At 39.3% G+C, this 23,421-nt stretch carries 20 protein-coding genes; 12 read left to right on the top strand and 8 right to left on the bottom strand.

All coding sequences use genetic code 11. From position 1 onward, the window contains the following. Positions 1 to 254: 254 nt before the first annotated feature. Positions 255 to 1,163 carry a DMT family transporter gene (locus tag BM163_RS01020; protein WP_229675464.1) on the top strand — a complete coding sequence of 303 codons (909 nt, stop codon included), beginning with the start codon at positions 255 to 257 and terminating at the stop codon, positions 1,161 to 1,163. A 77-nt stretch (positions 1,164 to 1,240) separates the two neighbouring features. Here the strand turns inward: BM163_RS01020 and mnmH are convergent, their stop codons facing one another. Both mnmH and selD read right to left on the bottom strand, forming a co-directional pair. Further along, positions 1,241 to 2,272 carry a tRNA 2-selenouridine(34) synthase MnmH gene (mnmH, locus tag BM163_RS01025; RefSeq protein ID WP_089799283.1) on the bottom strand — a complete coding sequence of 344 codons (1,032 nt, stop codon included), beginning with the start codon at positions 2,270 to 2,272 and terminating at the stop codon, positions 1,241 to 1,243. A 14-nt stretch (positions 2,273 to 2,286) separates the two neighbouring features. Beyond that, positions 2,287 to 3,327, bottom strand: coding sequence for a selenide, water dikinase SelD (selD, locus tag BM163_RS01030; RefSeq protein ID WP_089799285.1), 1,041 nt, complete (start codon positions 3,325 to 3,327; stop codon positions 2,287 to 2,289). Between the two features lie 254 nt (positions 3,328 to 3,581). Between selD and BM163_RS01035 the strand changes: the two genes are divergently transcribed. Continuing rightward, the gene (locus BM163_RS01035) at positions 3,582 to 4,253 is read left to right on the top strand and encodes an NAD(P)H-dependent oxidoreductase (protein ID WP_089799287.1); all 672 of its coding nucleotides are present in this window, start codon (positions 3,582 to 3,584) and stop codon (positions 4,251 to 4,253) included. 112 nt (positions 4,254 to 4,365) lie between these two features. Beyond that, on the top strand, positions 4,366 to 5,100 hold the full coding sequence (locus BM163_RS01040; RefSeq protein WP_170243608.1) for an alpha/beta hydrolase family protein: 735 nt from the start codon (positions 4,366 to 4,368) through the stop codon (positions 5,098 to 5,100). Positions 5,101 to 5,171: 71 nt separating this feature from the next. Here the strand turns inward: BM163_RS01040 and BM163_RS01045 are convergent, their stop codons facing one another. Genes BM163_RS01045 through BM163_RS01055 form a run of 3 tightly spaced genes read right to left on the bottom strand, consistent with a single transcriptional unit; the run spans position 5,172 to position 9,875 of the window. Continuing rightward, positions 5,172 to 6,965, bottom strand: coding sequence for an ABC transporter substrate-binding protein (locus tag BM163_RS01045; protein ID WP_089799292.1), 1,794 nt, complete (start codon positions 6,963 to 6,965; stop codon positions 5,172 to 5,174). Between the two features lie 42 nt (positions 6,966 to 7,007). Beyond that, positions 7,008 to 8,480 (bottom strand): ABC transporter permease, encoded by a 1,473-nt coding sequence (locus tag BM163_RS01050; protein ID WP_089799293.1) that lies wholly within the window; start codon positions 8,478 to 8,480, stop codon positions 7,008 to 7,010. 48 nt (positions 8,481 to 8,528) lie between these two features. Further along, positions 8,529 to 9,875, bottom strand: coding sequence for an ABC transporter permease (locus tag BM163_RS01055; protein WP_229675463.1), 1,347 nt, complete (start codon positions 9,873 to 9,875; stop codon positions 8,529 to 8,531). A 185-nt stretch (positions 9,876 to 10,060) separates the two neighbouring features. Between BM163_RS01055 and BM163_RS01060 the strand changes: the two genes are divergently transcribed. The 5 genes from BM163_RS01060 (at position 10,061) to BM163_RS01080 (ending at position 16,264) form a co-directional block, all read left to right on the top strand. After that, positions 10,061 to 11,761: an ABC transporter ATP-binding protein gene (locus BM163_RS01060; RefSeq protein WP_089799295.1), complete on the top strand. Its 1,701-nt coding sequence runs from the start codon at positions 10,061 to 10,063 to the stop codon at positions 11,759 to 11,761. A gap of 163 nt (positions 11,762 to 11,924) precedes the next feature. After that, positions 11,925 to 13,361 carry an N-acetylglucosamine-specific PTS transporter subunit IIBC gene (gene nagE, locus BM163_RS01065; protein ID WP_089799297.1) on the top strand — a complete coding sequence of 479 codons (1,437 nt, stop codon included), beginning with the start codon at positions 11,925 to 11,927 and terminating at the stop codon, positions 13,359 to 13,361. A 621-nt stretch (positions 13,362 to 13,982) separates the two neighbouring features. Continuing rightward, positions 13,983 to 14,888 carry a DUF7916 family protein gene (locus BM163_RS01070; RefSeq protein WP_089799299.1) on the top strand — a complete coding sequence of 302 codons (906 nt, stop codon included), beginning with the start codon at positions 13,983 to 13,985 and terminating at the stop codon, positions 14,886 to 14,888. Then, positions 14,885 to 15,517 (top strand): copper homeostasis protein CutC, encoded by a 633-nt coding sequence (locus BM163_RS01075; RefSeq protein WP_089799301.1) that lies wholly within the window; start codon positions 14,885 to 14,887, stop codon positions 15,515 to 15,517. The genes BM163_RS01070 and BM163_RS01075 overlap by 4 nt, the downstream gene beginning before the upstream one ends. A 15-nt stretch (positions 15,518 to 15,532) precedes the next feature. After that, positions 15,533 to 16,264 carry a sugar isomerase domain-containing protein gene (locus BM163_RS01080; RefSeq protein ID WP_089799303.1) on the top strand — a complete coding sequence of 244 codons (732 nt, stop codon included), beginning with the start codon at positions 15,533 to 15,535 and terminating at the stop codon, positions 16,262 to 16,264. 91 nt (positions 16,265 to 16,355) lie between these two features. Here BM163_RS01080 and BM163_RS01085 read toward each other — a convergent pair whose 3' ends face one another. Both BM163_RS01085 and BM163_RS01090 read right to left on the bottom strand, forming a co-directional pair. Then, positions 16,356 to 17,087, bottom strand: coding sequence for a GntR family transcriptional regulator (locus tag BM163_RS01085; RefSeq protein ID WP_089799305.1), 732 nt, complete (start codon positions 17,085 to 17,087; stop codon positions 16,356 to 16,358). A gap of 281 nt (positions 17,088 to 17,368) precedes the next feature. Next, positions 17,369 to 18,091: a YebC/PmpR family DNA-binding transcriptional regulator gene (locus BM163_RS01090; protein ID WP_089799307.1), complete on the bottom strand. Its 723-nt coding sequence runs from the start codon at positions 18,089 to 18,091 to the stop codon at positions 17,369 to 17,371. 229 nt (positions 18,092 to 18,320) lie between these two features. On the opposite strand from BM163_RS01090, the gene BM163_RS01095 reads away from it, so the two are divergent. After that, a complete protein-coding gene (locus BM163_RS01095) occupies positions 18,321 to 18,749 on the top strand; it encodes a MarR family winged helix-turn-helix transcriptional regulator (RefSeq protein ID WP_089799309.1) in 429 nt (142 codons plus the stop codon). Continuing rightward, positions 18,739 to 19,389 (top strand): YczE/YyaS/YitT family protein, encoded by a 651-nt coding sequence (locus tag BM163_RS01100; protein WP_089799312.1) that lies wholly within the window; start codon positions 18,739 to 18,741, stop codon positions 19,387 to 19,389. The genes BM163_RS01095 and BM163_RS01100 overlap by 11 nt, the downstream gene beginning before the upstream one ends. A gap of 57 nt (positions 19,390 to 19,446) precedes the next feature. Here BM163_RS01100 and BM163_RS01105 read toward each other — a convergent pair whose 3' ends face one another. After that, on the bottom strand, positions 19,447 to 20,853 hold the full coding sequence (locus BM163_RS01105) for an MATE family efflux transporter (protein ID WP_229675462.1): 1,407 nt from the start codon (positions 20,851 to 20,853) through the stop codon (positions 19,447 to 19,449). Between the two features lie 292 nt (positions 20,854 to 21,145). On the opposite strand from BM163_RS01105, the gene BM163_RS01110 reads away from it, so the two are divergent. After that, positions 21,146 to 21,703, top strand: a complete 558-nt coding sequence (locus tag BM163_RS01110; RefSeq protein WP_089799316.1) for a LemA family protein — start codon at positions 21,146 to 21,148, stop codon at positions 21,701 to 21,703. Between the two features lie 5 nt (positions 21,704 to 21,708). Next, complete coding sequence (locus tag BM163_RS01115) at positions 21,709 to 23,400, top strand: DUF2207 family protein (RefSeq protein WP_170243609.1); 1,692 nt, start codon at positions 21,709 to 21,711, stop codon at positions 23,398 to 23,400. Positions 23,401 to 23,421: the final 21 nt, after the last annotated feature.

A 23,421-nucleotide genomic window follows, 5' to 3' on the forward strand; every position in this document is an offset into this window, starting at 1 on the left:
CTAAAGGTGACCCATGCTCGTTCAACTAAGCATGAGTTTTTCTACTCTCCAACCGTCGCAAACCTATTTTCTGCTTATATAAACAATCTTATTAATGGTCTTGAAATGAAGGCAACTTACTTTCTTCCCTTCTTTAAATTTGATATGATAAATTCTATGTGTGAAAAGAACCGTATCACAGATAAATTGTTTAACATTTGTTAGGGGTATAAGTTATACATCAAATGAATGAGAGCGGTAAGGGAGAGAATGACGTGAGAAAATTATTAATGAGACCGAGTATCGCGATTTCTGTGGCGATCCTCTGTTCAGTTTTATGGGGGAGTGCCTTCCCTGTGTTAAAAGTGAGCTATACAGAGCTCCAAATGTCACCTGATGACGTTATAGCTAAAATGGTGTTTGCTGGTTTAAGGTTCTTACTCGCCGGTATTCTTGTATTAATTTTTTTATTTTTTATGGACCGTCAAGCAATTAAAATTACTAAAAGGCAATTTACTGTCCTACTTATTCTAGGAGTCATTCAGACAGCGTTTCAGTATTATTTCTTTTATAATGGTCTAGCCCGTGTGACCGGCATGCAAGGAGCTATTCTGTCGTCTGGGGGGATTTTCTTTACGATTGTAGCCGCCCACATATACTACAAAGATGATCGATTAAGTACACAGAAAATGATTGGACTTATTGCAGGTTTTGGTGGGATTGTCTTGGCGAACTGGGGTCAGTCACTTAGTTTAAGCTTTCAATGGGATGGCGAAGGGTTTATGTTAATGGCAGGTGTGACAAGTGCTATCGCGACAATTATGGCTAAAGAACTTGCTACAGGTATTCATCCTTTTGCAATTACAGGCTGGCAACTAACACTTGGAGCAGTAGCGTTACTCCTGATTGGTTACCCGCAATTAGATGCTGGTGCTATTCAATATAATGCATTAGGTTCAGGGCTGTTAATTTATTCTGCCTTTTTATCAGCCATTGCTTTTGCTTTATGGTACTCTTTATTAAAGTATCATCAAGCAGGTCGAATCAGTATGTATAAATTTATTACACCCGTATCTGGTGTACTGCTTTCTGCTGTATTTATTCCAGGAGAAGTACTAACACCCATGTTAATCGTTGCGTTTATGTTAGTTGCTTTTGGTATTGTTGTAGTAAATAGAAAATAACAGAGAACGCATCTTTACTAAATGTTAAAAGCCTTGAATGAGAGAAACACTCGCATCAAGGCTTTTTTCAGTTTTAATCAGAACACATGTAAAGCAGGCAATATTGCTCTGAGTTTTGCTAAGGCATCTTCAATAGACGTTACTTTAAAAGTTGTCATTTGTTCTTCATTATAATTGAGGGTATGTCTGTACCTTGGATCATAATAGTAGTCTAACAAGTCTCTAATAGCTTCACGGTAGTTATGGTTTTTTAACGCCTCGTCAATACGATGAGCAACAGGTGTATGGATGCGTCGTTTAATAATTGAAAAAGCTTCAATGAACTGATCGTGATGTATTTCAGGTTGATATTCCGCCAGAATAAGCTCAATCCTTTGTGCGATGGGTAACGCAATGACATATTGGTGACTTGCTTCTTTATGCTGGTAAAATCGATCTGGAATTTTAATTTTACCAATACGGGAACTTTCACCTTCAATAACAATATAGGGCGCATTTTTTAATGTTAATAAGGCTTCCCCTAAAACTAAATCAAACGTGCGTTGATTTAGTGGCTTTCGTCCAATGTGACCGAAAATAGATCCCCGATGACTAGCCATTCTCTCTAATTCAATGACAGGATAACCTTCTTTTTCTAAGGTATGGAGCATATGTGTTTTCCCACTACCGGTGCAGCCATTTAAGACAAAGAGTTCTGGAAGGGGAAGAGTATCTAATTGTTCTTTGATCCAATTACGATAAGCTTTAATACCGCCGGATAATTTTGTCACATGTATATTCATTAAATCAAGGACTGTTGCGACTGTTTTACTGCGCATCCCACCGCGCCAACAAAAGACAGTTAAAGGTTGGGGAAGTTGCTTAAACGCTTCGATGTATTCAGGTAACTTCTTTGCGCATATTTTTAAGCCTAAATCTTTCGCTGCTTCTTGTCCTTCTAACTTGTAGATTGTACCAATCACGGAACGCTCCTCATCAGAAAAGAGTGGCATGTTGATAGCACCAGGAATCGTTGCATCTTGAAACTCCTTTGGAGAGCGCACATCGACAATGGTCATTTTAGATTGTTTTAAATCGAATAACTGGTTAGGTGTTATGTCCTTAAACATAGTGATCCTCTTTCCTATTGTACATAGATATGTCCGGGATTTTCAGCTGTTACCTTTCCAATAACTTTAGCGTCAATGCCCTTTAATTTTAGTGATTCAAGAAGGGATAGCACGTCCCGTTCATGAACGCTCATCAGTAAACCACCTGAAGTCACTGCGTCAGCCAAAATTAGCTGGTCAATCGCATCGATTGCCTCAGAAAAATGCACGCTGCTTTTAACATGTTTTAAATTGTTTTTAGATCCGCCAGGAACCATGCCCGCTTCTGCAAGTTCACGTACACGTGGTAATACAGGCACCTGTTGTTTATTAATAGTCATTGTTTTATGACTTGCTGCTGCCATTTCTTTTAAATGTCCGAGTAATCCAAATCCAGTAATATCCGTGCAGGCGTGGATATTATAATTATTCATCACTTCAGCTGCTTGTTTGTTAAGTGTAGCCATTACCTCTGTCACATGTGAAGTTTCTAATTCTGTAAGGAGATTATTTTTAATAGCTGTTGTGCAAATACCGACGCCAATCGGTTTGGTTAGAACAAGTATATCCCCGTCTTTTGCGCCTGCATTTGTTTTAATGCGCTCAGGATGAATAGTGCCTGTTACCGCAAGCCCAAACTTTGGTTCTTGGTCGTCAATAGAGTGCCCCCCGACAAGGCTACAGTCAGCTTCACGTAATTTATCACTCGCTCCACGTAAAATCTCTGTCAATATCGCTTTGTCTAATGTAAAAATAGGGAATGCGACGATATTTAAAGCTGTAATAGGTGTTCCTCCCATCGCATAGACATCGCTGAGTGCATTTGCGGCAGCGATACGACCAAAATCATAAGGGTCATCAACAATAGGTGTAAAAAAATCAACCGTTTGAACAATCGCTAAATCTTTCGTTAATTGGTAAACACCTGCATCATCTCCAGTATCTAATCCCACAAGCACGTTAGAATCATTGTTCGATAGCGGTAGATGTTTTAGGACATCATGTAAATCGCTTGGACCAATTTTACATCCGCACCCGCCTTTAGTTGTTAAGGTTGTTAATTTTACCTTTTCCATTTTAGTAACCTTCCTTCTTTAAAGTCGTTATGTCTCTTCTGTTAGTTTAACACGCCTACGATCTGTCTGTCATAATTAAGCACATCATCATAATAGCAATTAGCTGTGTTGGGGTTGCCCAATATCAAGTAATGCCGATGATTTTTTATGTATCTATATACCTATAAAGGTTTGTGTTTAACATAATGGGAATAAGGGGACACATTGAGTAAGGACAAATTAATATGAAAGGTTATAATAGAAGGGGATATACTATGACAACACACGAAGATAAAAGACAACAGATATTAGATCGTTATTACTTTAGGCATGCGACAAAAGGATTTGATCCAAGCCGTAAAATATCGAAAGAAGATTTCCGTGTCATTCTTGAAACAGCAAGACTTTCACCTAGCTCGTTCGGTATGGAGCCGTGGCATTTTATCGTTGTAGAAAGTGATAAACTGCGTAAATTAATCAAAGAACATGCATGGGGAGCGAGAGGCAAAGTGATGGAGGCGAGTCACTTCGTTTTAATTTTAGCCCGTACACATGAAGATGTACGTTTTGATTCTCGCTATTTAAAAGAGCACTATACAAAAGAACTTAACTACCCTAAAGAGGTAGTAGCTAATATGCGTGATGTGATCGAGAACTTCCAAAAAAATGATTTTCAATTATTCGAAGATATGAGATATCTCGATGATTGGTCAATGAAGCAAACGTATATCCCGCTTTCAAACATGATGAGTGTGGCAGCCGAATTAGGTATCGATTCATGTCCAATTGAAGGGTTTAACCGGAGTACGTTTGATCAGCTCTTGGAGGAAGAACAACTATACGGGGATAATATGACTTTATCGGTTATGGTTGCTTTTGGTTATCGAAAAGAACCCCCGCGTGAAAAAAAACGGCGTCATTTAAATGATTTAATCACTTGGGCATAGCATTAATTTAAAAAACTTCTGCTTATCTTTTAATTACTAAAGGTAAAGCAGGAGTTTTTTTCAATGATGTCGAAATAGGTATCAAATGTACGAGGAGAAAGGATGTTCATTATTGGAGAAACCATACGCAATTGACGTTGAAGGCAATCAGATGCAAGGTGTGTTAACAATTGTTAAGGATCAAGCGCCTTTTGTGATTTTCAGTCATGGCTATAACGGAACAGAAAAAAACTTAGCGACCTATTGTTCATTTTTGGCTGAACAAGGTATTAATAGCTATCGATATGACTTTTTGGGGGGATCAGTAAATGAATCAAGTCAAGTACCAACCGAAGCGATGACTATTTTTACTGAGCGTCGAGATTTACTTTCAGTAATTAATCATTTTAAGGATCAAGCGTTCATTGATTCGAATCAGCTGTATTTATTCGGGGCATCAATGGGTGGCTTGGTATCAAGTTTAGCAGCAGAAATACATACCGCTATTCGCGGAGTGTTTCTTATGTTTCCAGCTTTTTCTGTTGCACATGATTGGCAACAGCGTTATCAAACAAAAGAAGAGATTCCGCGTAGCGTTAATTTTTGGGGGATGTCGCTAGGGTATGATTTTTTTGAGGTGCTGATAGACTTTAAGTTAGAAGAGCAACTAGGAAACTATACGGGCCCTATTTATATTATTCATGGTGACAAGGACGATGTTGTGAGTCACACTGTCACAGATTGGGTTAAACCACTTTACGACGATATAACAATCAATATCTTGACTAATGAAGGTCATGGTTTTTCTAAATCAGGTGAAGAGCAAACAAAACAAGCACTGTTGGCATTTATTCGTCAACATAGTTAATAGAAAGATAAGAGCGAGCCATAAGGCTCGCTCTTGATCATTACACTTATTGTATTGTTCATCACTCGTATTTAATTTGCTTCTTCTTCAAAATATTGATCAATAAATGATGCGACTTTATCATCATCTTTTTCAAGGACGAGTCCCGTATCTACAAGTGGACTCACAGTTGATACAGCTTTTAACTTATTTCCTTGATAAAAGGAGATAAATTCATCTTGGTCAATGGAATATAGAACAGCCTGACGCAAAGCTTTACTTGTCAAAGGTCCGCTCGTTGTGTTCATTGCCAAATATGTGACGCCGTTACTTTGATTCGTCTGAAGATGGAGTAACTCGTCTTCTTCAACCGTATCATAACGATTTTCTTGAATACCGTTTAGAATGTGAATTTCACCATTTCTTAAAGCGGATAAGGCACTGTCTGCTTCTTGAATGAATTTTACTAAGACTTCGTTTATTTTCGGTTCATAGTCAGTACCAGGCATGTAGCCAGGGTTTTTAATGAAGCGTGCTTCATAATCATTTTTACTCACCATAAGGTAAGGACCGCTAGCGTAAAGGGTGTTATCAATCCCGTTTCCTTCAATAACCGTTCGTTGATCACCATACGCGATATCAGTATTGACGTCGTAATCTTCAACTGAAAACGTATTGATCGCTTCTACTTGATTCTTAGAGACAATACCAGCTGATTGGTGTGCTAAATAGTTCAATACTTGCGGGAAGGGATTGGTTGTTGTAATTTTAACTACTTGATAATTCCCATCGAGATTATTGACTTCACTTTCGGCATCGACCAGTTGAGTGATTGGTGCGGGTAGATTAGCTTCTAACATGTCTTTAACGGTACTACCGTCTTCTGTTAATTGATCTAATGCGTCTAAATCTGTCACAATATCAACTGTTTCCATGCTTTCATGGAGGCTGTATGTGCGATGGTCAGGCACAGAGTTTTGATCTTTAGCACGGTTCAGTGAAAAAATCACATCTTCTGCAGATACACGTTCACCAGTGTCTACAGCTGTCTCACCATCTACCTTCGCAAAGTTTATATCATCACGCAAGATAAAGTAGTAGTCCATGTTGCCCTCAGCAATCGCGTAATTATAAGATAAAGAGCCGTCAGACACAACGTCATCATCATCGGTAAGGTTAACTAAACGCACATAAAGATTTGTATTTAGTGTATTGATTGAGCCATCATTACCTTTAATAGGATCAAGTGATGTTAATGTACTGATAGATTGGTGTGCGAGTAAAGGTTCTGAGTCGCGTAATGATGGATCATTAAAATCAATTGCTTCCCAAACGGCCGCACGGGAACGAGGGAGACGTACGGTTTCAACAGCCAATATATCTTCATTAACCCCTTGTGCTTTATATGAGATATATAACGGGGCGATATACGCTTCTTCAAAGACAATGCGTTCTTCTAAAGCTGTATAGGTCGCTTGATAATCTTCAGGTAACTCAGTACTTGCCTGATTGATTAACTCATCAGCAACATTATCACTAAAGAGGCTGTTATCCCCATCAGAAGTGAAAAGTGACCTTACGGCATAATCTGGGTTACCAGTAACGGTTGTCCAGCTTGTGAGCGCTAAATCATAGTTTCTAGCATCACGCTGAGTCGCGAAACTACCAAAGTCGGGTTGGATGTTTAACTCGACGTTAAAACCGTTCTTTGTTAATTGATCGCGTAAGATATTTAAATCATCTTCGACTGTGGCCATACCTAAAATACTAATCGTTGGTAATTCGCCGCGGTCGGTATCAGCATCTGATACGTCAGATTCTGTACTTAGGCAACCGGTAAGCCCCAGTGTTAGCGCTAAAAATAATGTGAAAAATAGTTTCTTCATTTTCTTTCCCCCTATAATTTTTTTATTAAGTAAGCGAGTCTCCTAATCCATTTTTGGGTCAAGAGCATCGCGAATACCATCACCTAAAAAATTAAACGATAATACAAGTAAAATAATGGCGAGACCTGGGAAAATAGCTAAATACGGTTCGGTTTCTAAGTAGCTACTTCCAACACGTAAGACATTGCCCCATTCAGGTACATGAGGCTCAACCCCTATGCCAAGAAAACTTAGACTGCTTGTCGCAATGACGGCTGTACCGATGGCTAAGGTTCCGCGTACAATCATTGGTGCTAATGCATTTGGGACGATGTGTTTAAAAAGTATCTTCCAATCAGATTCTCCTATCGCAACAGAAGCCTTGATGTAATCGAGTTGTTTAATCGTTAATACGCTGGCGCGCATGGTTCTGGCGAACATAGGTATGGCGCCAATACTCAAAGCAATGATGAGATTGGTTGTATTCGAACCAAACGCAGCGATAATCGCAATGGCTAATAAGATGCCAGGAATAGCATAGAGTGCATCAAGTACACGCATGATCGTTTGGTCAACTAGAGGATGGAAGTAGCCACTAATTGCCCCGAGCGTACCACCAATAAGCATAGGAATAATGGTGGTTAAAAGTCCAATGGATAAAGAAATGACGCCGCCTTTAACCACTCGTGAGTAGACATCACGACCAAAGTTATCCGTTCCAAATGGATGAACAAGGCTCGGTTCAAGCAATAATGCTTGGTAGTTATTTTCAACGGCAAAGCGTTCCACAAATGTGAGTGTACTCGTCCAAGAGAGTGAAAAAATAACAACAATAAAAAGTAGCCCCAGCATAGAGGTAAAACTTCGGGTGATCTTTTGCCAAAACACTCCAGAGCGGTTGCGGCGAGAAGCGTCACTTTGGATGTAGTGAATGTACAAATGATAACTTAGCAACAGTCTTAACACGTTTCCTGTTGCGGCTGTTAAGATAAAAAAGATCGCTAGCCCTTGTGCTTTTCGCGTCGCATGTGCTCGTGTTGATAAATCACGTCTTAAGTAGTGGATAAGCCACATATCTATAATCGTCAGAATGATTTGGCCTATGAGGACAATCAAAAACGTATTTGTCACAAATGGCTTGAAAATATTAAGAGCTGTTAAGCTGACCAATAATAAATCAGCGACAAAGATATACGTTATGAATGTATAGCTCATCGTCTCTTCAGCTTGTCTCAATCGAAAAGCGCATGTAGCAGTAAAGATATTGCCAGTGAGCAAACTAAACATTTGTATCGTAATGAGAGCCCGAGTAAACATTGTGTAATCGTCATAACGAAGCCCTTCAACAGTCAGTCTTTTTAATAACAGTCCTTGGATAGCGCTGTGTATTGAAAAGGCAATGAACAAAATCATGTAAGTCATAGCACCATTTGACGCGGTTAGATATAGGAAAAATAAACTAAACAGTGTGGATAAGGTAAAAGCAAACTGACTATGTTTATAACGATCGTGGCCTTTTATTTTTTCAGTAGACATAAATAGCCTCCTTCCTCGTATAAGTTGCTGCGTGGTCACCTGAGCGTTTTATCCATCGTTTAATTCTGCCCGTAAGCGTGGGTTTAGTAAGGCATAAAGTAAATCCACAACTAAATTAACAACAGAAATCATGATGGCCATATAAACGACACCTGCAAGAATGGCAGGAATATCCGGTATAAATTGTTTATCGACAATGTAACTGCCTAATCCCTTAATATTAAAAACCTTCTCCGTTACCGATGCTCCACCGAGCATAGCCCCGAATTGTAAGCCAATGACAGTTAGTATTGGAATCCATGCATTAGGTAAGGCATGACGTGTGAACATGCGTTGTTTGGATAATCCTTTGGCTTTTGCGGTCATCATGTAATCTTCGTGCATCACTTCTAATATCTCTGATCGAGTCATGCGTGCAATTGTTGCTGAGAGCCCTGTACCTAAGACAACAACAGGCATAATTAATGAAGCTATATTACCTGGTGTGTAGGTGGATGGTAACCAATCGAGTTCAATCGCAAAGGTTAAAATAAAAATCAATCCTTGCCAAAAGCTAGGGATGGATAGTCCAATCAGTGCAAGGAACATAAAACTATAATCCCAAAAACTACGAACATAAATAGCAGAAATCATCCCGATAGGTATGGCAATCATTACAGCTAAAGCAAGCGATGAAAAAGCGATGGCTAATGTCACGGGAAAACGGTTTTCAATATTCTGTAAGACATCCTCATTTCCAGCAAATGTGGAACCGAGGTCAAAGGTGATAAATCCATGTAGACGATCGGTTAACTGGGCGATGTAACTTTGATCAAGTCCATGTGTCCTGTTAAAGTTATCACGTTGTAATTGAGTCGCTTGTTCTCCTAATATATTCTGGGCTGGGTCTTGTGGTGAAAAGTATAAAAGGCTAAAAACAATGATAATGACAGACACAATGACAAAGCCTGTTGCTACTAAACGTTCAACAACAAAGCGAACCAATCCTTGGTGATAAATAAAAAATAATAAGTAAAGTAAAATACCAGGGATAAACGTTAAAAATAGAAACGAGCGTTTACTAAGTTGGTTTTCAAAAAATAATGAATAACGTGTCATCACGTCTGGTACATGTATGTCGCTTACCGCTTTTTTATATTCCTTATTAATAAAGGTTTGCTTCTTTCTTTCATTTATTTCTTGACCAAAATAGCGGGCGCGCGCATCATAATCTCTTGCTAACTTTTGTATGAATATAGGATTAGCGGTTAATGTTTGCTTTTTGAAATCTCGGAACTTGATGCGGTAGTAGAAAAAGGTCGGGACATGCACGAAGATGCCAAACAACCAATTTAGAACAGTTAAACCAGGACTAGAAGACATAATCCGATACCCTTTGATTAATCGATGAGTCAATGTTTGACCTCCTTCGCTAAAATACTTGATAATTCCTACCTGTTTAGTATACAATAACTTAAACAAGATTATAGATAGTTCCGAGCTACTTGTCAAACAAAAGTTTTTGAAAAAATGAAATATATATGCGCTATGTTGGCTAATGTCTAACAGAAGAGAAAATTTAATCATGAGGGGAATATCAAATGAAATCATTATTAGAGGTAAAAGATCTATCGGTGAATTTTAAGCAACTCAATCACATGCATACAGTCGTTAAACGTGTGCATTTTAATGTAGCGCCAGGTGAAACGTTAGGTATTGTTGGTGAGTCTGGCTCTGGGAAAAGTGTGACAGCCAAGGCCGTTATGCACTTGTTAGATGAGCATCAAACGGACGTCACGGTTCAGTCTATGCACTACCGCAACGAAAAAATCTCATCATTTAGCCAGAAGCAAATGGAAAAGATACGTGGAAAAGAAATGAGTATGATATTTCAAGATCCAATGAGTGCGTTTAACCCTACCATGAAGATCGGCAAGCAATTAATTGAGACGGCACGTGCGCATTTAAAACTCTCCAAAAAAGAAGCAAAAACCTATGCTCTCGACATGTTAACACGTGTCGGTATTGACCAAGTAGAGACGCGCTTCGATCAGTACCCACATGAGTTTTCAGGTGGAATGTTACAGCGGGCGATGATTGCGATGGCACTGATTTGCCGACCTAAACTATTGATTGCTGATGAGCCAACAACGGCACTAGATGTAAGAATTCAAGCGCAAATTTTAAAATTAATGAAAGAACTTCAACAAGAGTTTCACATGAGTATTATTTTAATCACGCATGATTTTGGCGTGGTAGCGGGTATGTGTGACAGGGTTGTTGTTATGAAAGATGGTGAGATTGTGGAAGAAAATGATGTGACAGCCATCTTTGATTCACCACAACACCCTTATACGAAGCGGTTGTTAGAAGCTTTGCCACGCATGGATGAGCCGAAACAAAAAGACCGAACGCATCTTGAACAAGAGACATTAATAAAAGCAGAAAACCTTCATAAAGTCTTTCATTTGAAAAATGGTAAAAAAGTTCATGCGGTGAATGATGTGTCATTTGATATAAGAAAGGGAGAAACGCTCGGTCTCGTTGGTGAGTCTGGTTCAGGTAAATCGACAACGGGACGCTTGTTACTGCAACTAGAATCACTTACGAGCGGGAGTGTGACGTATAAAGGTATGCGGATTCATCGTTTTAATAAAAAGGAGCGATTGGCCTTACGTCGTGATATACAAATCATCTTCCAAGACCCGAAATCATCGCTTAATCCACGAATGAAAGTCATAGATATTATTGCGCAACCGATGCACGTACATGGTCTTTATCCTGATAAAGAAAAAAGAACGGCACGCATAGAAGAGTTGTTGATGCTTGTTGGACTAGATAAGGAACATATGTATCGTTATCCACATGAGTTTAGTGGGGGGCAACAACAAAGGATTGGAATTGCTAGAGCACTTGCAGTAGAACCGGAATTTATTGTTTGTGATGAAATTCTCTCAGCGCTTGATGTCTCTATTCAAGCTCAAATGGTAGAGTTGCTTAAAAATCTCCAAGAGAAATTAGGCCTAACTTACTTATTTATCGCCCATGACTTAGCCATGGTTAAACATCTGTGTGATAGAGTTGCCGTTATGTATCAAGGGAAGTTAATCGAATTGGGTCAGTCAGAAACAGTCTATCGTCAACCACTACACCCTTATACGCGTGCACTCATTGATGCTGTTCCACTGCCGCATCCTAAAAAAGAAAAAGAGAAATTGTTGGCTTATCAACCAGGTACACTGACCTATCAGTTTAAAGAGACGTGGTTAGAAAAAAGCGCAGATCATTGGGTAAGAGAGTAGTATAACCCCTTTGATTTATTAAAAATAATAAGCACAGTCAACACGTAGTTGTCTGTGTTTTATTAATGAATTAAAATTGTTAACGCTTACTTTATTGGTATAGACAACTATATTATTGTGTGATAGTATGACAGTATAAATAATGAAATGGAGGTTATGCTTTATGATGAGTTATTTACAGAGGCTCGGTCGTTCATTGATGCTTCCGGTAGCAGTTTTACCAGCGGCAGCAATCCTAATGGGGATCGGGTATTGGATTGACCCATCTGGTTGGGGTGCAGGTAATGCACTTGCCGCTTTCTTCATAAAAGCTGGTGAGTCGATTATTGGTAATATTCCAATCTTATTCGCCATCGGTGTCGCGCTTGGTATGTCGAAAGAAAAAGATGGTTCAGCAGCATTGAGTGGTCTCGTTGGTTTTCTTGTTGTCACAACACTATTATCTACAGAAACCGTGCAATTATTACAGGGTACAGAAGATGTTTCCATTGCTTTTGGAAACATTGAAAATGCATTTATTGGTATTATATCTGGTTTAGTGGCAGCAAAAATGTATGACAAGTTTAGCAAAGTGAAGTTGCCGGATGCTTTGGCATTCTTCAGTGGAAAACGAGCCGTGCCAATTATGACAGCGGTATCGATGCTTGTTGTATCAGCGATTCTGTTTTTCATCTGGCCAGTCGTCTTTGAAGGCTTGGTTAGTTTTGGTGAATTTATCAGTGGTTTAGGCGCCGTAGGTGCTGGATTGTACGGTTTCTTTAACCGTCTTCTTATTCCAACAGGACTTCACCATGCGCTTAATCAAGTGTTTTGGTTTGATTTAGCCGGTATAAATGATATCGGTAACTTCTGGAGTGGTGAGGGTGTCAAAGGTGTGACGGGTATGTATCAAGCTGGTTTCTTCCCAGTAATGATGTTTGGCTTACCTGCAGCGGCGCTTGCGATGTATCATACTGCAAAAGATAGTAAGAAAAAGAATGTTGCAGCACTTATGTTTGCGGCTGGATTTGCGGCATTCTTTACAGGTGTAACAGAACCGATTGAATTTGCTTTTATGTTTGTCGCACCTGGACTTTACTTTGTACACGCGGTGCTTACAGGTATCTCCCTCACAATCGCGGCCTTATTTAACTGGACCGCTGGTTTTGGTTTTAGTGCGGGCTTTGTTGATTTTGTTTTAAGCTCTCGCTTACCGTTAGCGAATCAACCGTATATGTTGATTGTCCAAGGATTAGTTTTTGCGGTCATTTACTATGTAGTCTTCCGCGTCTTAATTCAGTCGCTAAAACTTAAAACGCCAGGGCGTGAAGATGAAGATGAGGAAGATGGTATCGTTGAAACGCAAGCAGGTGATGATAAATACCGTCAAATGGCTGAGACAATTTACAGCGGCTTAGGTGGCCATGAAAACGTTATTTCAGTAGATAACTGTATTACGCGCCTGCGCTTAGAAGTGAAAGATATGAGTAAAGTAGATCAAAAGAAAATTAAATCGACAGGGATTCCAGGAATTAATGTCATCAACGATCATAATATTCAAGTAGTTGTTGGAACACAAGTGGAGTCTGTTGCAAATGAAATTCATAAAATGAGAAAGTAGTTATCAAGCAATGAAACATGATAAGATCAAGTAGCATTTTGCTGCTTGATCTTTCTTCATAGTGCGCCCGGCATGGGTGTCTTCTGTGAGAGAGAATCTGAAGGAACCCGGTCGTAAACACTCGCACTGACGAACAGAAACTTCATATGAAAGCTCGGTGGAATGGCTAAACCTACTATACAAGGCAAAGTCCAATACTGTACGGAATTTCGTTGAGTAAATAAGGCAGTGACATGAGTCGAAAGCGAGCTGGAAAATTTAAAGACATCATCGCAAATATGAAAACGTTGGAGACGTGTGAAAACGAGATAAAGAAAACTCCGTGGATATGGGATATCTCATGATGAAGTAATTCAATGAGTTGCGAGTAGGAAAGGGTATTGGAATAGTTCAACGTCTCCAGTGCTCCATCAAGTTATATCAAATGAGCGACTAACAAAGTGGGGACTCGAGAAGTTAAACCTTCGCTTGAAAGCAAGTCAATTTAGGTTTGACTATAAATTAAAACGATACTTAAATTATTGAACCGCCGTATACGGGTCCGTACATATGGTGGTGTGAGAGAGCGGTAGGTTGGTAACGTGTTTAAATTAACTTAAATTATAGAGGGAGAGACACTAAATGAAACGCTTGTTAGATTGCTATGCTTCAGACTTTCTCGAGATGACAAAAACGGATAAGTTAAGGTCTATTCAACTAAGTGAAGGGCGTGCGATGGTTGCGGAGACAGTAGTAACTGCACCACCTATGTATCCTGGCGTAACGAATCAAGAAATTGTTGCCCGATTTGGCGCTGATTTGGTACTATTAAATATGTTAGATGTTTTTGGAGAGACATTACTTGACCAAAAACCCTTAGATAGTCAAACGTATATCCAGGCGATAAAGCGTTTAACTGGACGTATGATTGGGCTTAATCTCGAACCCGTAGATGAGAACAGATTAACGGACGATCATCTAGAGGATATTCCGATAGGACGAAAAGCAGTTGTTAAAACATTGGAGAAAGTGAAAAGTTTAGATCTTGATTTTATCTGTCTAACGGGCAATCCTAAAACAGGCGTAACGCATGATGAAATGATAAAATCTGTTCATAAAGTCAGGGAGATTGTGGGTGAGAAGTTATTTATTGTTGCTGGTAAGATGCACCATGCGGGTGTTACAGATGATCCTTTAACGAAAAATGTCATTACGCGCTTAATTGAAGCGGGAACGGATGTATTACTCTTACCATCACCTGGGACAGTGCCTGGATTCTCGGTAGAAGAAGCAGCAAGATTCGTCCGATATGTTCATGATGAAAACAGGTTAGCAATGAGTACGATTGGCACAAGTCAAGAAGGGAGTAGTCAACACGTCATTGAGACATTGGCACTCCAAAATAAACAAATCGGTTTTGACCTCCATCATATTGGAGATGCAGGGTACACGGGACTAGCGATACCAGAAAATGTAACAGCGTATTCTGTAGCTATACGAGGAAAGCGCCATACGATGGTGAGAATGACACAGGCGGTGAATAGATGATAAGAGAGTTTTGCGCAGAAAATTATACGGATTTAGAAGTAGCTATTGAAAAAGGTATTGATAGAATAGAGTTATGTGATGCTTTAGCGGTAGGTGGAACGACGCCAAGTTATGGTGTAATTAAAGCATCTGTTCAATTAGCAAAGAAACACAACGTAAACGTCGTCGTGATGATTCGGCCACGACAAGGCGATTTTTGTTATACAGCAGTAGAACAAAAGATTATGGAACAAGATATTGATGTGGCATTTGATTTAGGAGCGGATGGTGTCGTGTTTGGTTGTTTGAATCAAGAGAATGAATTAGACCTCACCATGATGAAAGAGCTCATGGAGCGAGTTGGAAAGCGTGGAGAAGTCGTGTTTCATATGGCATTTGATAGCGTTCGTCCTGATAAAAAATATGACACTCTTGACCAACTTATTTCTTTAGGCGTCACAAGGATCCTTTTACATGGTCATAACAAGGAACAATCTGCTATAGAAAATAAAGACGAAATTAATGAGTATATTCGCTATGCAAATAATCGGATAGAATTTATTGTTGGTGGTGGTGTGACATATGAAAATGTCGCGTCATTATCAAACATAGTTGAAACAAATCAGTTCCACGGGACAAAAATTGTTTAACGTAGAGGTGATAGGATGTATGAGTATGTACAAGAGATAAAGCAGCTGCTAGACAAAGTCGAGGCGAATCATCAAAAGATAGATCAGGTCGTTGATTTGTTAATTGATGCAGGCATCAACCAACAGAGTATCTTTTGTTTTGGGGCAGGGCATGCAGGCATCATTGCACAAGAAATGTATTACCGTGCAGGTGGATTAATGATTGCTAACCCGATTTTTTCAAAAGAGCTCATGCTTGACATAGAACCCGTCACACACACAACGGCAATAGAGCGACTGCACGGTTATGGCAATATTTTAGCTAATGAAACACCATTTGAAAAAGGTGACGTGCTCATTGTTCATTCCGTCTCTGGTCGTAATCCTGCACCAATAGAGTTGGCTATCGGTGCTAAAGAAAAAGGGGTTACTGTTGTTGCGATAACGAGTGTTACTTACACTAATCATGTGACGTCTCGACATCAATCAGGAAAAAAATTGAAGGATGTCGCTGATGTCGTTCTTGATAATTTCGGTTCAATTGGGGATGGGGCGATTAAAGTTGAAGGGACGGATCAATATGTTGCCCCTACATCCACGGTTATCGGTGCGACAATTGTTAATATTTTAGTGAGTGAGATGGTGAAGAAATGGCCGAAGGATCAAATTTTACCGGTCTTTTATAGCGCTAACCTTGATGGTGGTATGGCCCATAATAAAGCAGCAATTCAGGTGTATCAGGATCAAATCCATTACCGATTTGATTAGTAAATACAAAAGATGATCTTCATGTGAAGATCATCTTTTGTATTTGTGCTAAATCATAAACATGTGAATAGGACAGAATATGCGAGGGGTGTTATGATCGATTCATTTCAATGTTAAATTTATATCGGTCGGCCCGGTAAATACTTTTGACAAACTCAATGGGCGTTCCTAAATGATCATCTAAAAAACTGGTTCGTTGCATGACGAGAACGGGATCATTTTTTTTGATTTGTAAATACGTCATTTCTTCACTCGTCGCAAGTGAAGCCTCGATCGATTGAAACCCTCGTTTGATAGATAAGCCGAGATCGTTTTCTAAGTACTGATAAAAGGATGTTTCTACCTGTTTCTCAGTTATTGCGCCTAATAATTTTTTAGGTGTGAAGATGGTCTCAAGTGCAATGGGTTGATCATTAGCAAGGCGTAACCGGACGATTTCATAAACAGTATCATTTATCTTCAAATTCAGCTTATCGTGTGCCGCAGAAGGACCGATGAGTTCATCCATTTTGATGATTTTTGTTGAAGGTGTTAAGTTACGTTCGCGCATGTCTTCACTGAAACTTGATAGTTGTGAAATATCTTGTTCGAATTTTTGTTCGCTAATAAAAGTGCCGCGTCCTCGTGCGCGATAGAGAATCCCTTGACTAACTAAGTTGTTGATGGCTTGTCTAACCGTCATGCGACTGATGCCGTGTTTTTCCGCATATTCTCTTTCTGAAGGAATTGGGCTATGAGGCGCTAAGCCTTTTTGTGAAATTTCTTGCTTTATAGCTTCTTCTAATTGGTAATAAATAGGCAGTTTTGACTGTTTGTTTATCAATGGTCCCCCCCCTAACGTCGGTAATCAATAGTTTTATGCGGTATGTTATCTATTATTATTTTAGCAGAATAAAGTAATAAAGTATATCAAATATAACTAGATAACTAGACCAATTTTTCCTAAAGGTTGTGAAGTTTTTCCGGTTTGAAAGGTTTTAGCTCATTCTCATCGGGAAGTCTTTTTTAGGGAGTAGTTTAGAACCCTCGTGACGTCAGTCATGGGTTGTTGACTGACATAAAGAAAACTTAACGAGTGTTCGCTAAGTTTTCTAAATCAATCAATCAATTATCATCCATTTGAACGTTATGATAGACGTTTTGAACGTCTTCTAAATCTTCTAGCGCATCAATCATTTTTTCGAATGTTTCTAAATCTTCACCAGACAAAATGATATCGTTTTGTGGCAACATCGCAAGTTCTGCTACAGTAAAGTCCTCAATCCCAGCTTGTTTAAGTGCTTCTTGAACTGCATGAAATTGGTCGGGTTCAGCATAAATGATGACGGCGCCATCTTCATCTATAACGTCACGCACGTCAAGGTCTTGTTCCAACATGAGTTCGAAAATATCATCGACAGACTTGCCTTCCACCCCTAAGACAGCTGTATGGTCAAACATATAGCTAGCAGAGCCGTTGGTCCCCATATTCCCACCATTTTTTCCAAACGTCATACGTACATCAGCTGCGGTGCGATTGACGTTATTTGTAAGTGTATCAACGATAACCATTGAACCACTTGGTCCAAAGCCTTCGTAGCGTAGCTCGTCATAATTTTCTTCGCCGCCACCTTTAGCTTTGTCAATGGCACGATCAATAATATGCTTAGGTACACTATATGTTTTCGCACGTTCTAATACGAATTTTAACGCTTGGTTAGATTCTGGTGAAGGTTCACCCTGTTTTGCGGCTACATAAATTTCACGACCGAATTTTGCGTAAATACGACTCGTGTTTTTATCTTTACTTGCTTTCTTTTCTTTGATATTGTTCCATTTACGTCCCATAATTACACACTCTTTTCTTATAAACTAATTTTATTTGTCTGTTTTTATTATACACGAAACACAAAAGGGATAAAGTAAAAATCATCGGTGAAGAGTTCCAAAGATATAAATGAAGTCTGCGTCTGATTAAAAAGCGTTATTACCATTTATCATGACTATATTTATATAGCAAAAGGAGAAAAATATGTTATAATTAGCTAGCTAACGAAAAAGACAAGGAGTGATATTGATGGTTTTATATGGACATCAAGTGGGGCAATTAAGTCGCACATTCAAAAAAGTATTAAATGAACAATTGCAGGACTCACATTTATACGCAGCGCAGTGGGGACTTGTCATGTTTCTTTATACCGAAGGACCTCATACACAAAAAGCGATTGCTGATTACTTGAAAGTAGAAGCACCAACATTAACGCGGATGGTTAATCGCTTGAATCAAGAGGGATGGATTCAAAAAGAAGAGGGACTTGACCGTAGGAAGCGAATTATTGGCTTGACGGATGAAGCGAAAGAACATTACCAAGCATGGAAAGAGATCAGTGATAAGATTGAAAAGAAAGCAATAAAAGGTATTGCTGAAGAAGAGCTCGCTGTGTTTCGTCAAGTAGCAGAAAAGATGATTGTTAATTTAGATGGTGATAAACGCTATGGCTTCTAATCTATTAACGAATAAGCAACAGACGCCATATGTTGTGAAGCATTATCTAATTCGAATGATAGTGTTTATAGCGGGGCTTTATTTACTTGCTTTTGGTGTGTCAATTATTATTAAGGCTAATCTTGGAACAGCAACTTGGGACGTATTACATATCGGTTTATCGCAAAACTTTGGCTTATCCATTGGGCGGTGGGTACAGATTGTCGGCGTGTTGATGGTGATGATTACATCCGTTCTCGAAAAGAAGTGGGTTCAGATAGGAAGTGTACTGAATATTATTTTTGTTGGTTTCTTTTTGAATCAAATTTTAGCTGCTGATATAATTCCAACAGCGCCAACACTTTTATTGCGTGTCATCATGTTATTACTAGGTGTTGTCATTATGGGGGTCGGTTCAGGTATGTACGTTGCTTCTCAAATTGGTGCAGGACCACGTGACGGGATGACGTTGTATATTTCGAAGCGTTTTAAACTGTCTGTTGGTACATCGCGGACGATCTTAGAGTCGGTTGCATTAACCTCCGGATGGCTACTCGGGGGACCGGTAGCGATCGGAACATTTGTAACGGTACCGTTAATTGGACCAATTATGCAGAGGTCCTTAGGTGTTTGGACAAAGTTGTTAGTGAAAGTAGCCTAATTTAGAGTAAAAAGCATGAATTAAAGGATAATCCCTCTAATTCATGCTTTATTATATTTAAGAACAAGTACATTCCTTACGCAATGTTTTTGATTGTTGATAGACGGTTTTAGAACCGAGGGACAACATAAGGTCACGTTTTGTTGGCTCTTTTTCTAGGATTTTCAATGTATAGTACACAGATAAGACGAGCGGAACGGTTGCCGCAAACCACGCAAGTGGGTTAGACATCACCGCACCACTAAAGCCAAAGTAGTCACTTAAGACAAGTGCACCAATAACACGTGCAACGAGTTCTAACACGCCAGCAACTGTGGGCACAAAGCTATTACCAAGGCCTTGAATAGACGGACGTAAGACGAGTACAAGCGCTAGTAACATGTAAAATGGCCACTGAATCGTGAAGAAACGATCTGCCAAATCGAGAACTTCTGCATTACTTCCTTCAACGAAGAAGCCAGCTAAGAAGCGGCCGAAGAATAGTAAAATCACACCAATTGCTGCGGCATAAACAAGTGTGATGGACATACCACTTTTAATCCCTTGTTTGATTCTGTTAAACTCCCCAGCGCCGAAATTTTGTGCAACAAAAGTAGACATTGCCACGCCCATGGTTTGAAGAGGCATTGTGAGTAATTGTTCAATCTTAATCGATGCCGTATATGCCGCGACAGATAAAGCGCCTAATTGATTCAGTGTAATCTGAATAGCGACTGAACCAATCGCAATAATAGAGTACTGGAAGCCATAAGGTAAACCAATTCTTAAATGTTCTTTATATTCAAGCCAATCCGTTGTCCAATCAGATTTTTTAATACGTAAAATACGCACCCGTTTTTTAATGTAAATAAGACAGAGAATCGAGGCAATCAACTGAGAAATAACGGTTGCATACCCAGCTCCAGCTACGTTCATATTAAGGCCTAAAATAAAGGCGTAATCAAGAATAACATTTAATACCGATGTAACAATTAAAAACAGTAACGGTGTACGTGAATCACCAATGGCACGTAAGACATTTGATAAGTAGTTAAACATAACAGTAGCGCCAATACCAGCAAAAATAATAACTAAATAATCATAAGCATCGTCAATGATTTCTGGTGGTGTTTGCATCAATTCTAAAATATTACGTGTATTTAGTGTGGCAGCAATCGTTAAAATCACACTTATAATCGTAACAATAATTAAGCTTACGCCTAAGCTACGTCGTAAAGCTTTTTCATCTTTCTTACCGAAGCGCTGTGCTGTGATTACAGCAAGTCCAGCGGTTAAACCAATCGCAAGTCCAAGGATTAAAAACATAATACTGCCGACAGAACCAACGGCAGCTAAAGCGTCCATACCTAATGTTTGCGAGACGATAAATGTATCAGCCATAGAGTAAAACTGCTGAAAAACATTACCTAACAACATTGGTAGGCTAAATAACACAATCAGTTTCAGTGGGTTACCTGATGTCATATCTCTTCCCATAAAGTCACCTAAACCTTTCTTTCTAATCTTACTTTATCATTTTATATCACGCCTAAAAGACGGATTTTAGCCATATTATTATAAGGTCTTTGAATAGTATAGTCCTATTAATAAAAAATGCAAGAAAGAAGAATCGATTTAATAAAATTATTTTAAAAAGGGTATAAAGTCCTTTAGAAAAAAATAGTGTTTCCTAAATAAATAATCGTGTGAGGGGACTAACAAAGGGCGTTATGTCTGATATAATAAAGAAGATAAAATAATAGAGAGGGTGTTTTAAATGGTTGGTTGGATTATTTTGGCCGTCATTTTATTTTTAGGTTTCATTTTAGTTATGTGGGGGATTTCTACCTATAATAAGCTTGTCTCAACACGCGAACTTGTCGAGAATGCGATGGGGCAAATAGCAACGCAAATTGAATCCCGCTGGGATGCATTAAAATCTATGATCGATGGCACGAAACGTTATGAATCACATGAAGCTAAGGTCTTAGAAGGTATTGCAGAAAAACGTTCGCAAATTGGTAAAGCTGCTGATGTTGGTGAGGTAAATAAAGATGACCAACTATTTAATCAAGCACTCGGCCGTCTGATTGCCGTCGCAGAAAATTATCCGGATTTAAAAGCATCAGCTGTGTATCAAGATACGCTCGCACAAATTGATAAATATGAAAATCAAGTAAGACAATCACGCATGATTTTTAATGATACAGTCACACGCTATAATCGCCTTATTCAAATGGTGCCATCAAATATTATCGCGGGTATGTTCAACTTTAGTAAGCGAGATTACTTTGAAAGTACAGAAACTAAACAAGCGATGCCAAGTTGGGATTGATGAAAATGAAAAAGCTATTGTTGTCAGTTGTTATTTTATTTTCGATGTTTGTCAGCGCTGACCAAACGCTATGGGCAAATTCTATGTCAAAAATGGCGTTACATGTAGAACTTCATCAAGATGGATCGGGAACGATTACCCAAACGCGCCAGATGTATTTAGATGAAGGAACAGAAATGTACATTATTTTAAATAACATAAATGGTATGGTCTTATCTAACTACTCAGTGACGGATTTTGGCGAACCGTTAGCTTTTCAAGATGGCTGGGACATCAACTGGAGTAGGGAAGAAAAAGCAGGTAAATACGGGATTATTGAAACAGCGGATGGATACGAACTTACGTGGGGTATTGGTGAATACGGCCCACATGAATATGTTGTCACATATACGCTGTCGGATCTTGTACGCCAATTAGATGATGGGCAAAGTATGTTTATGAACTTTTTTGATGGCGAAGGCAGCATCAACCCAGATGAGGTAACGATGACAGTATCGGGACCGGTTCCTTTTACTTTAGAGAATACGAGGATTTGGGGGTTTGGCTTTAATGGTGAGGTAAATCTTGAAGCAGGTAAATTAGTAGGTGAGTCGAATGAACCAATTCAAGATAATGGCCATATTACCTTGCTTATGCAGTTTCAAGAGCCGCTTTTTTCTGATTTAAAAACAACACCTAAGACACTGGAAGCACAGTTAGATGAGGCGTTGAGCGGCAGTAGTTATACGAATGCGCCAATGACTGTCAGTGAGAAAGTCCTGATTGCTGCGTTGGTTTTAGCGGGAATCCTTCTATTAGGTGGCATAATATTTGTTGTTACTGTTCGCGCTCGCGCGATTAAAAGAGCGCAGCCACTAATAACAGGTAAAGCAAGAGAGGCTTTAAATGAAGAGCAGTACTATCGTGAAATCCCTTATACAAAAGGCCCGATGCGCGATGTGCACTACTTGCTCGAAACGGTTGGTGTTGGCAGCTTTGAAAACTATTTTAGTGCCTACGTATTAAAGTGGGTAAAAGAAGGTCATATTAAACACACGACAGAAACAAAAGGACTGGTTTTTAAAAAAGATCGCGATCAGTTTGTGTTAAATACATTTAAACTCGATAAGTCTATCGATAAACTAGAACGGAGATTTTTTAATATTATTGTCGAAGCAGCTGGTGCAGACGGGGTGCTTGATGAGAATGAAATCAAAGCATGGTCGAAGAAAAACCATAAAACATTAGAGAAGCTAAAAAGTGATTTGAATAAGGATTCAAAAGATCATTTGCATAAGCAAGGATATTTATATTATGAACAAGTCCCGTTCCTTGGTATGCATGCGACAATCACTAAAGCCAGTACTGATGGCGAGCTGCTGTTTGATCACTTAGTACAATTTAAAAACTACTTAAAAGATTTTTCTCTTCTGGATGAACGTCGGATCACAGAAGTGAGCTTGTGGGAAGATCTCATTATTTGGGCGAGCTTATATGGCATCGCTGAAGAAGTTGCCAAGCAACTAGCAGACTTTTATCCGCAGTTTGTGCAACAGTCAGAAGTACGTATATCAGATATTTATATTGCCTCTGTTTTCTCAAGAAGTATGTCCGCTGGCTATAGTAGTGGTGTTTCGGCTGCTAGTGGTGGCGGTGGCTCAACGAGCTTTGGCGGAGGCGGCGGTTCGTTTGGCGGCGGTGGAAGTGGTGCAAGATAATTGCTACTACGGGTTGGCAAG

Origin of the sequence: Halolactibacillus alkaliphilus, assembly GCF_900115465.1 — a bacterium.
In the GTDB taxonomy this organism is placed as follows: Bacteria; Bacillota; Bacilli; order Bacillales; family Amphibacillaceae; genus Halolactibacillus; species Halolactibacillus alkaliphilus.

Bases quoted from the DNA above. Each gene is read 5' to 3' on its own strand.
- mnmH (WP_089799283.1), bottom strand. From the start codon at position 2,272: ATGTTTAAGGACATAACACCTAACCAGTTATTCGATTTAAAACAATCT.
- selD (WP_089799285.1), bottom strand. From the start codon at position 3,327: ATGGAAAAGGTAAAATTAACAACCTTAACAACTAAAGGCGGGTGCGGA.
- BM163_RS01035 (WP_089799287.1), top strand. From the start codon at position 3,582: ATGACAACACACGAAGATAAAAGACAACAGATATTAGATCGTTATTAC.
- BM163_RS01045 (WP_089799292.1), bottom strand. From the start codon at position 6,965: ATGAAGAAACTATTTTTCACATTATTTTTAGCGCTAACACTGGGGCTT.
- BM163_RS01050 (WP_089799293.1), bottom strand. From the start codon at position 8,480: ATGTCTACTGAAAAAATAAAAGGCCACGATCGTTATAAACATAGTCAG.
- BM163_RS01060 (WP_089799295.1), top strand. From the start codon at position 10,061: ATGAAATCATTATTAGAGGTAAAAGATCTATCGGTGAATTTTAAGCAA.
- nagE (WP_089799297.1), top strand. From the start codon at position 11,925: ATGATGAGTTATTTACAGAGGCTCGGTCGTTCATTGATGCTTCCGGTA.
- BM163_RS01070 (WP_089799299.1), top strand. From the start codon at position 13,983: ATGAAACGCTTGTTAGATTGCTATGCTTCAGACTTTCTCGAGATGACA.
- BM163_RS01075 (WP_089799301.1), top strand. From the start codon at position 14,885: ATGATAAGAGAGTTTTGCGCAGAAAATTATACGGATTTAGAAGTAGCT.
- BM163_RS01080 (WP_089799303.1), top strand. From the start codon at position 15,533: ATGTATGAGTATGTACAAGAGATAAAGCAGCTGCTAGACAAAGTCGAG.
- BM163_RS01090 (WP_089799307.1), bottom strand. From the start codon at position 18,091: ATGGGACGTAAATGGAACAATATCAAAGAAAAGAAAGCAAGTAAAGAT.
- BM163_RS01095 (WP_089799309.1), top strand. From the start codon at position 18,321: ATGGTTTTATATGGACATCAAGTGGGGCAATTAAGTCGCACATTCAAA.
- BM163_RS01100 (WP_089799312.1), top strand. From the start codon at position 18,739: ATGGCTTCTAATCTATTAACGAATAAGCAACAGACGCCATATGTTGTG.
- BM163_RS01105 (WP_229675462.1), bottom strand. From the start codon at position 20,853: ATGACATCAGGTAACCCACTGAAACTGATTGTGTTATTTAGCCTACCA.
- BM163_RS01110 (WP_089799316.1), top strand. From the start codon at position 21,146: ATGGTTGGTTGGATTATTTTGGCCGTCATTTTATTTTTAGGTTTCATT.
- BM163_RS01115 (WP_170243609.1), top strand. From the start codon at position 21,709: ATGAAAAAGCTATTGTTGTCAGTTGTTATTTTATTTTCGATGTTTGTC.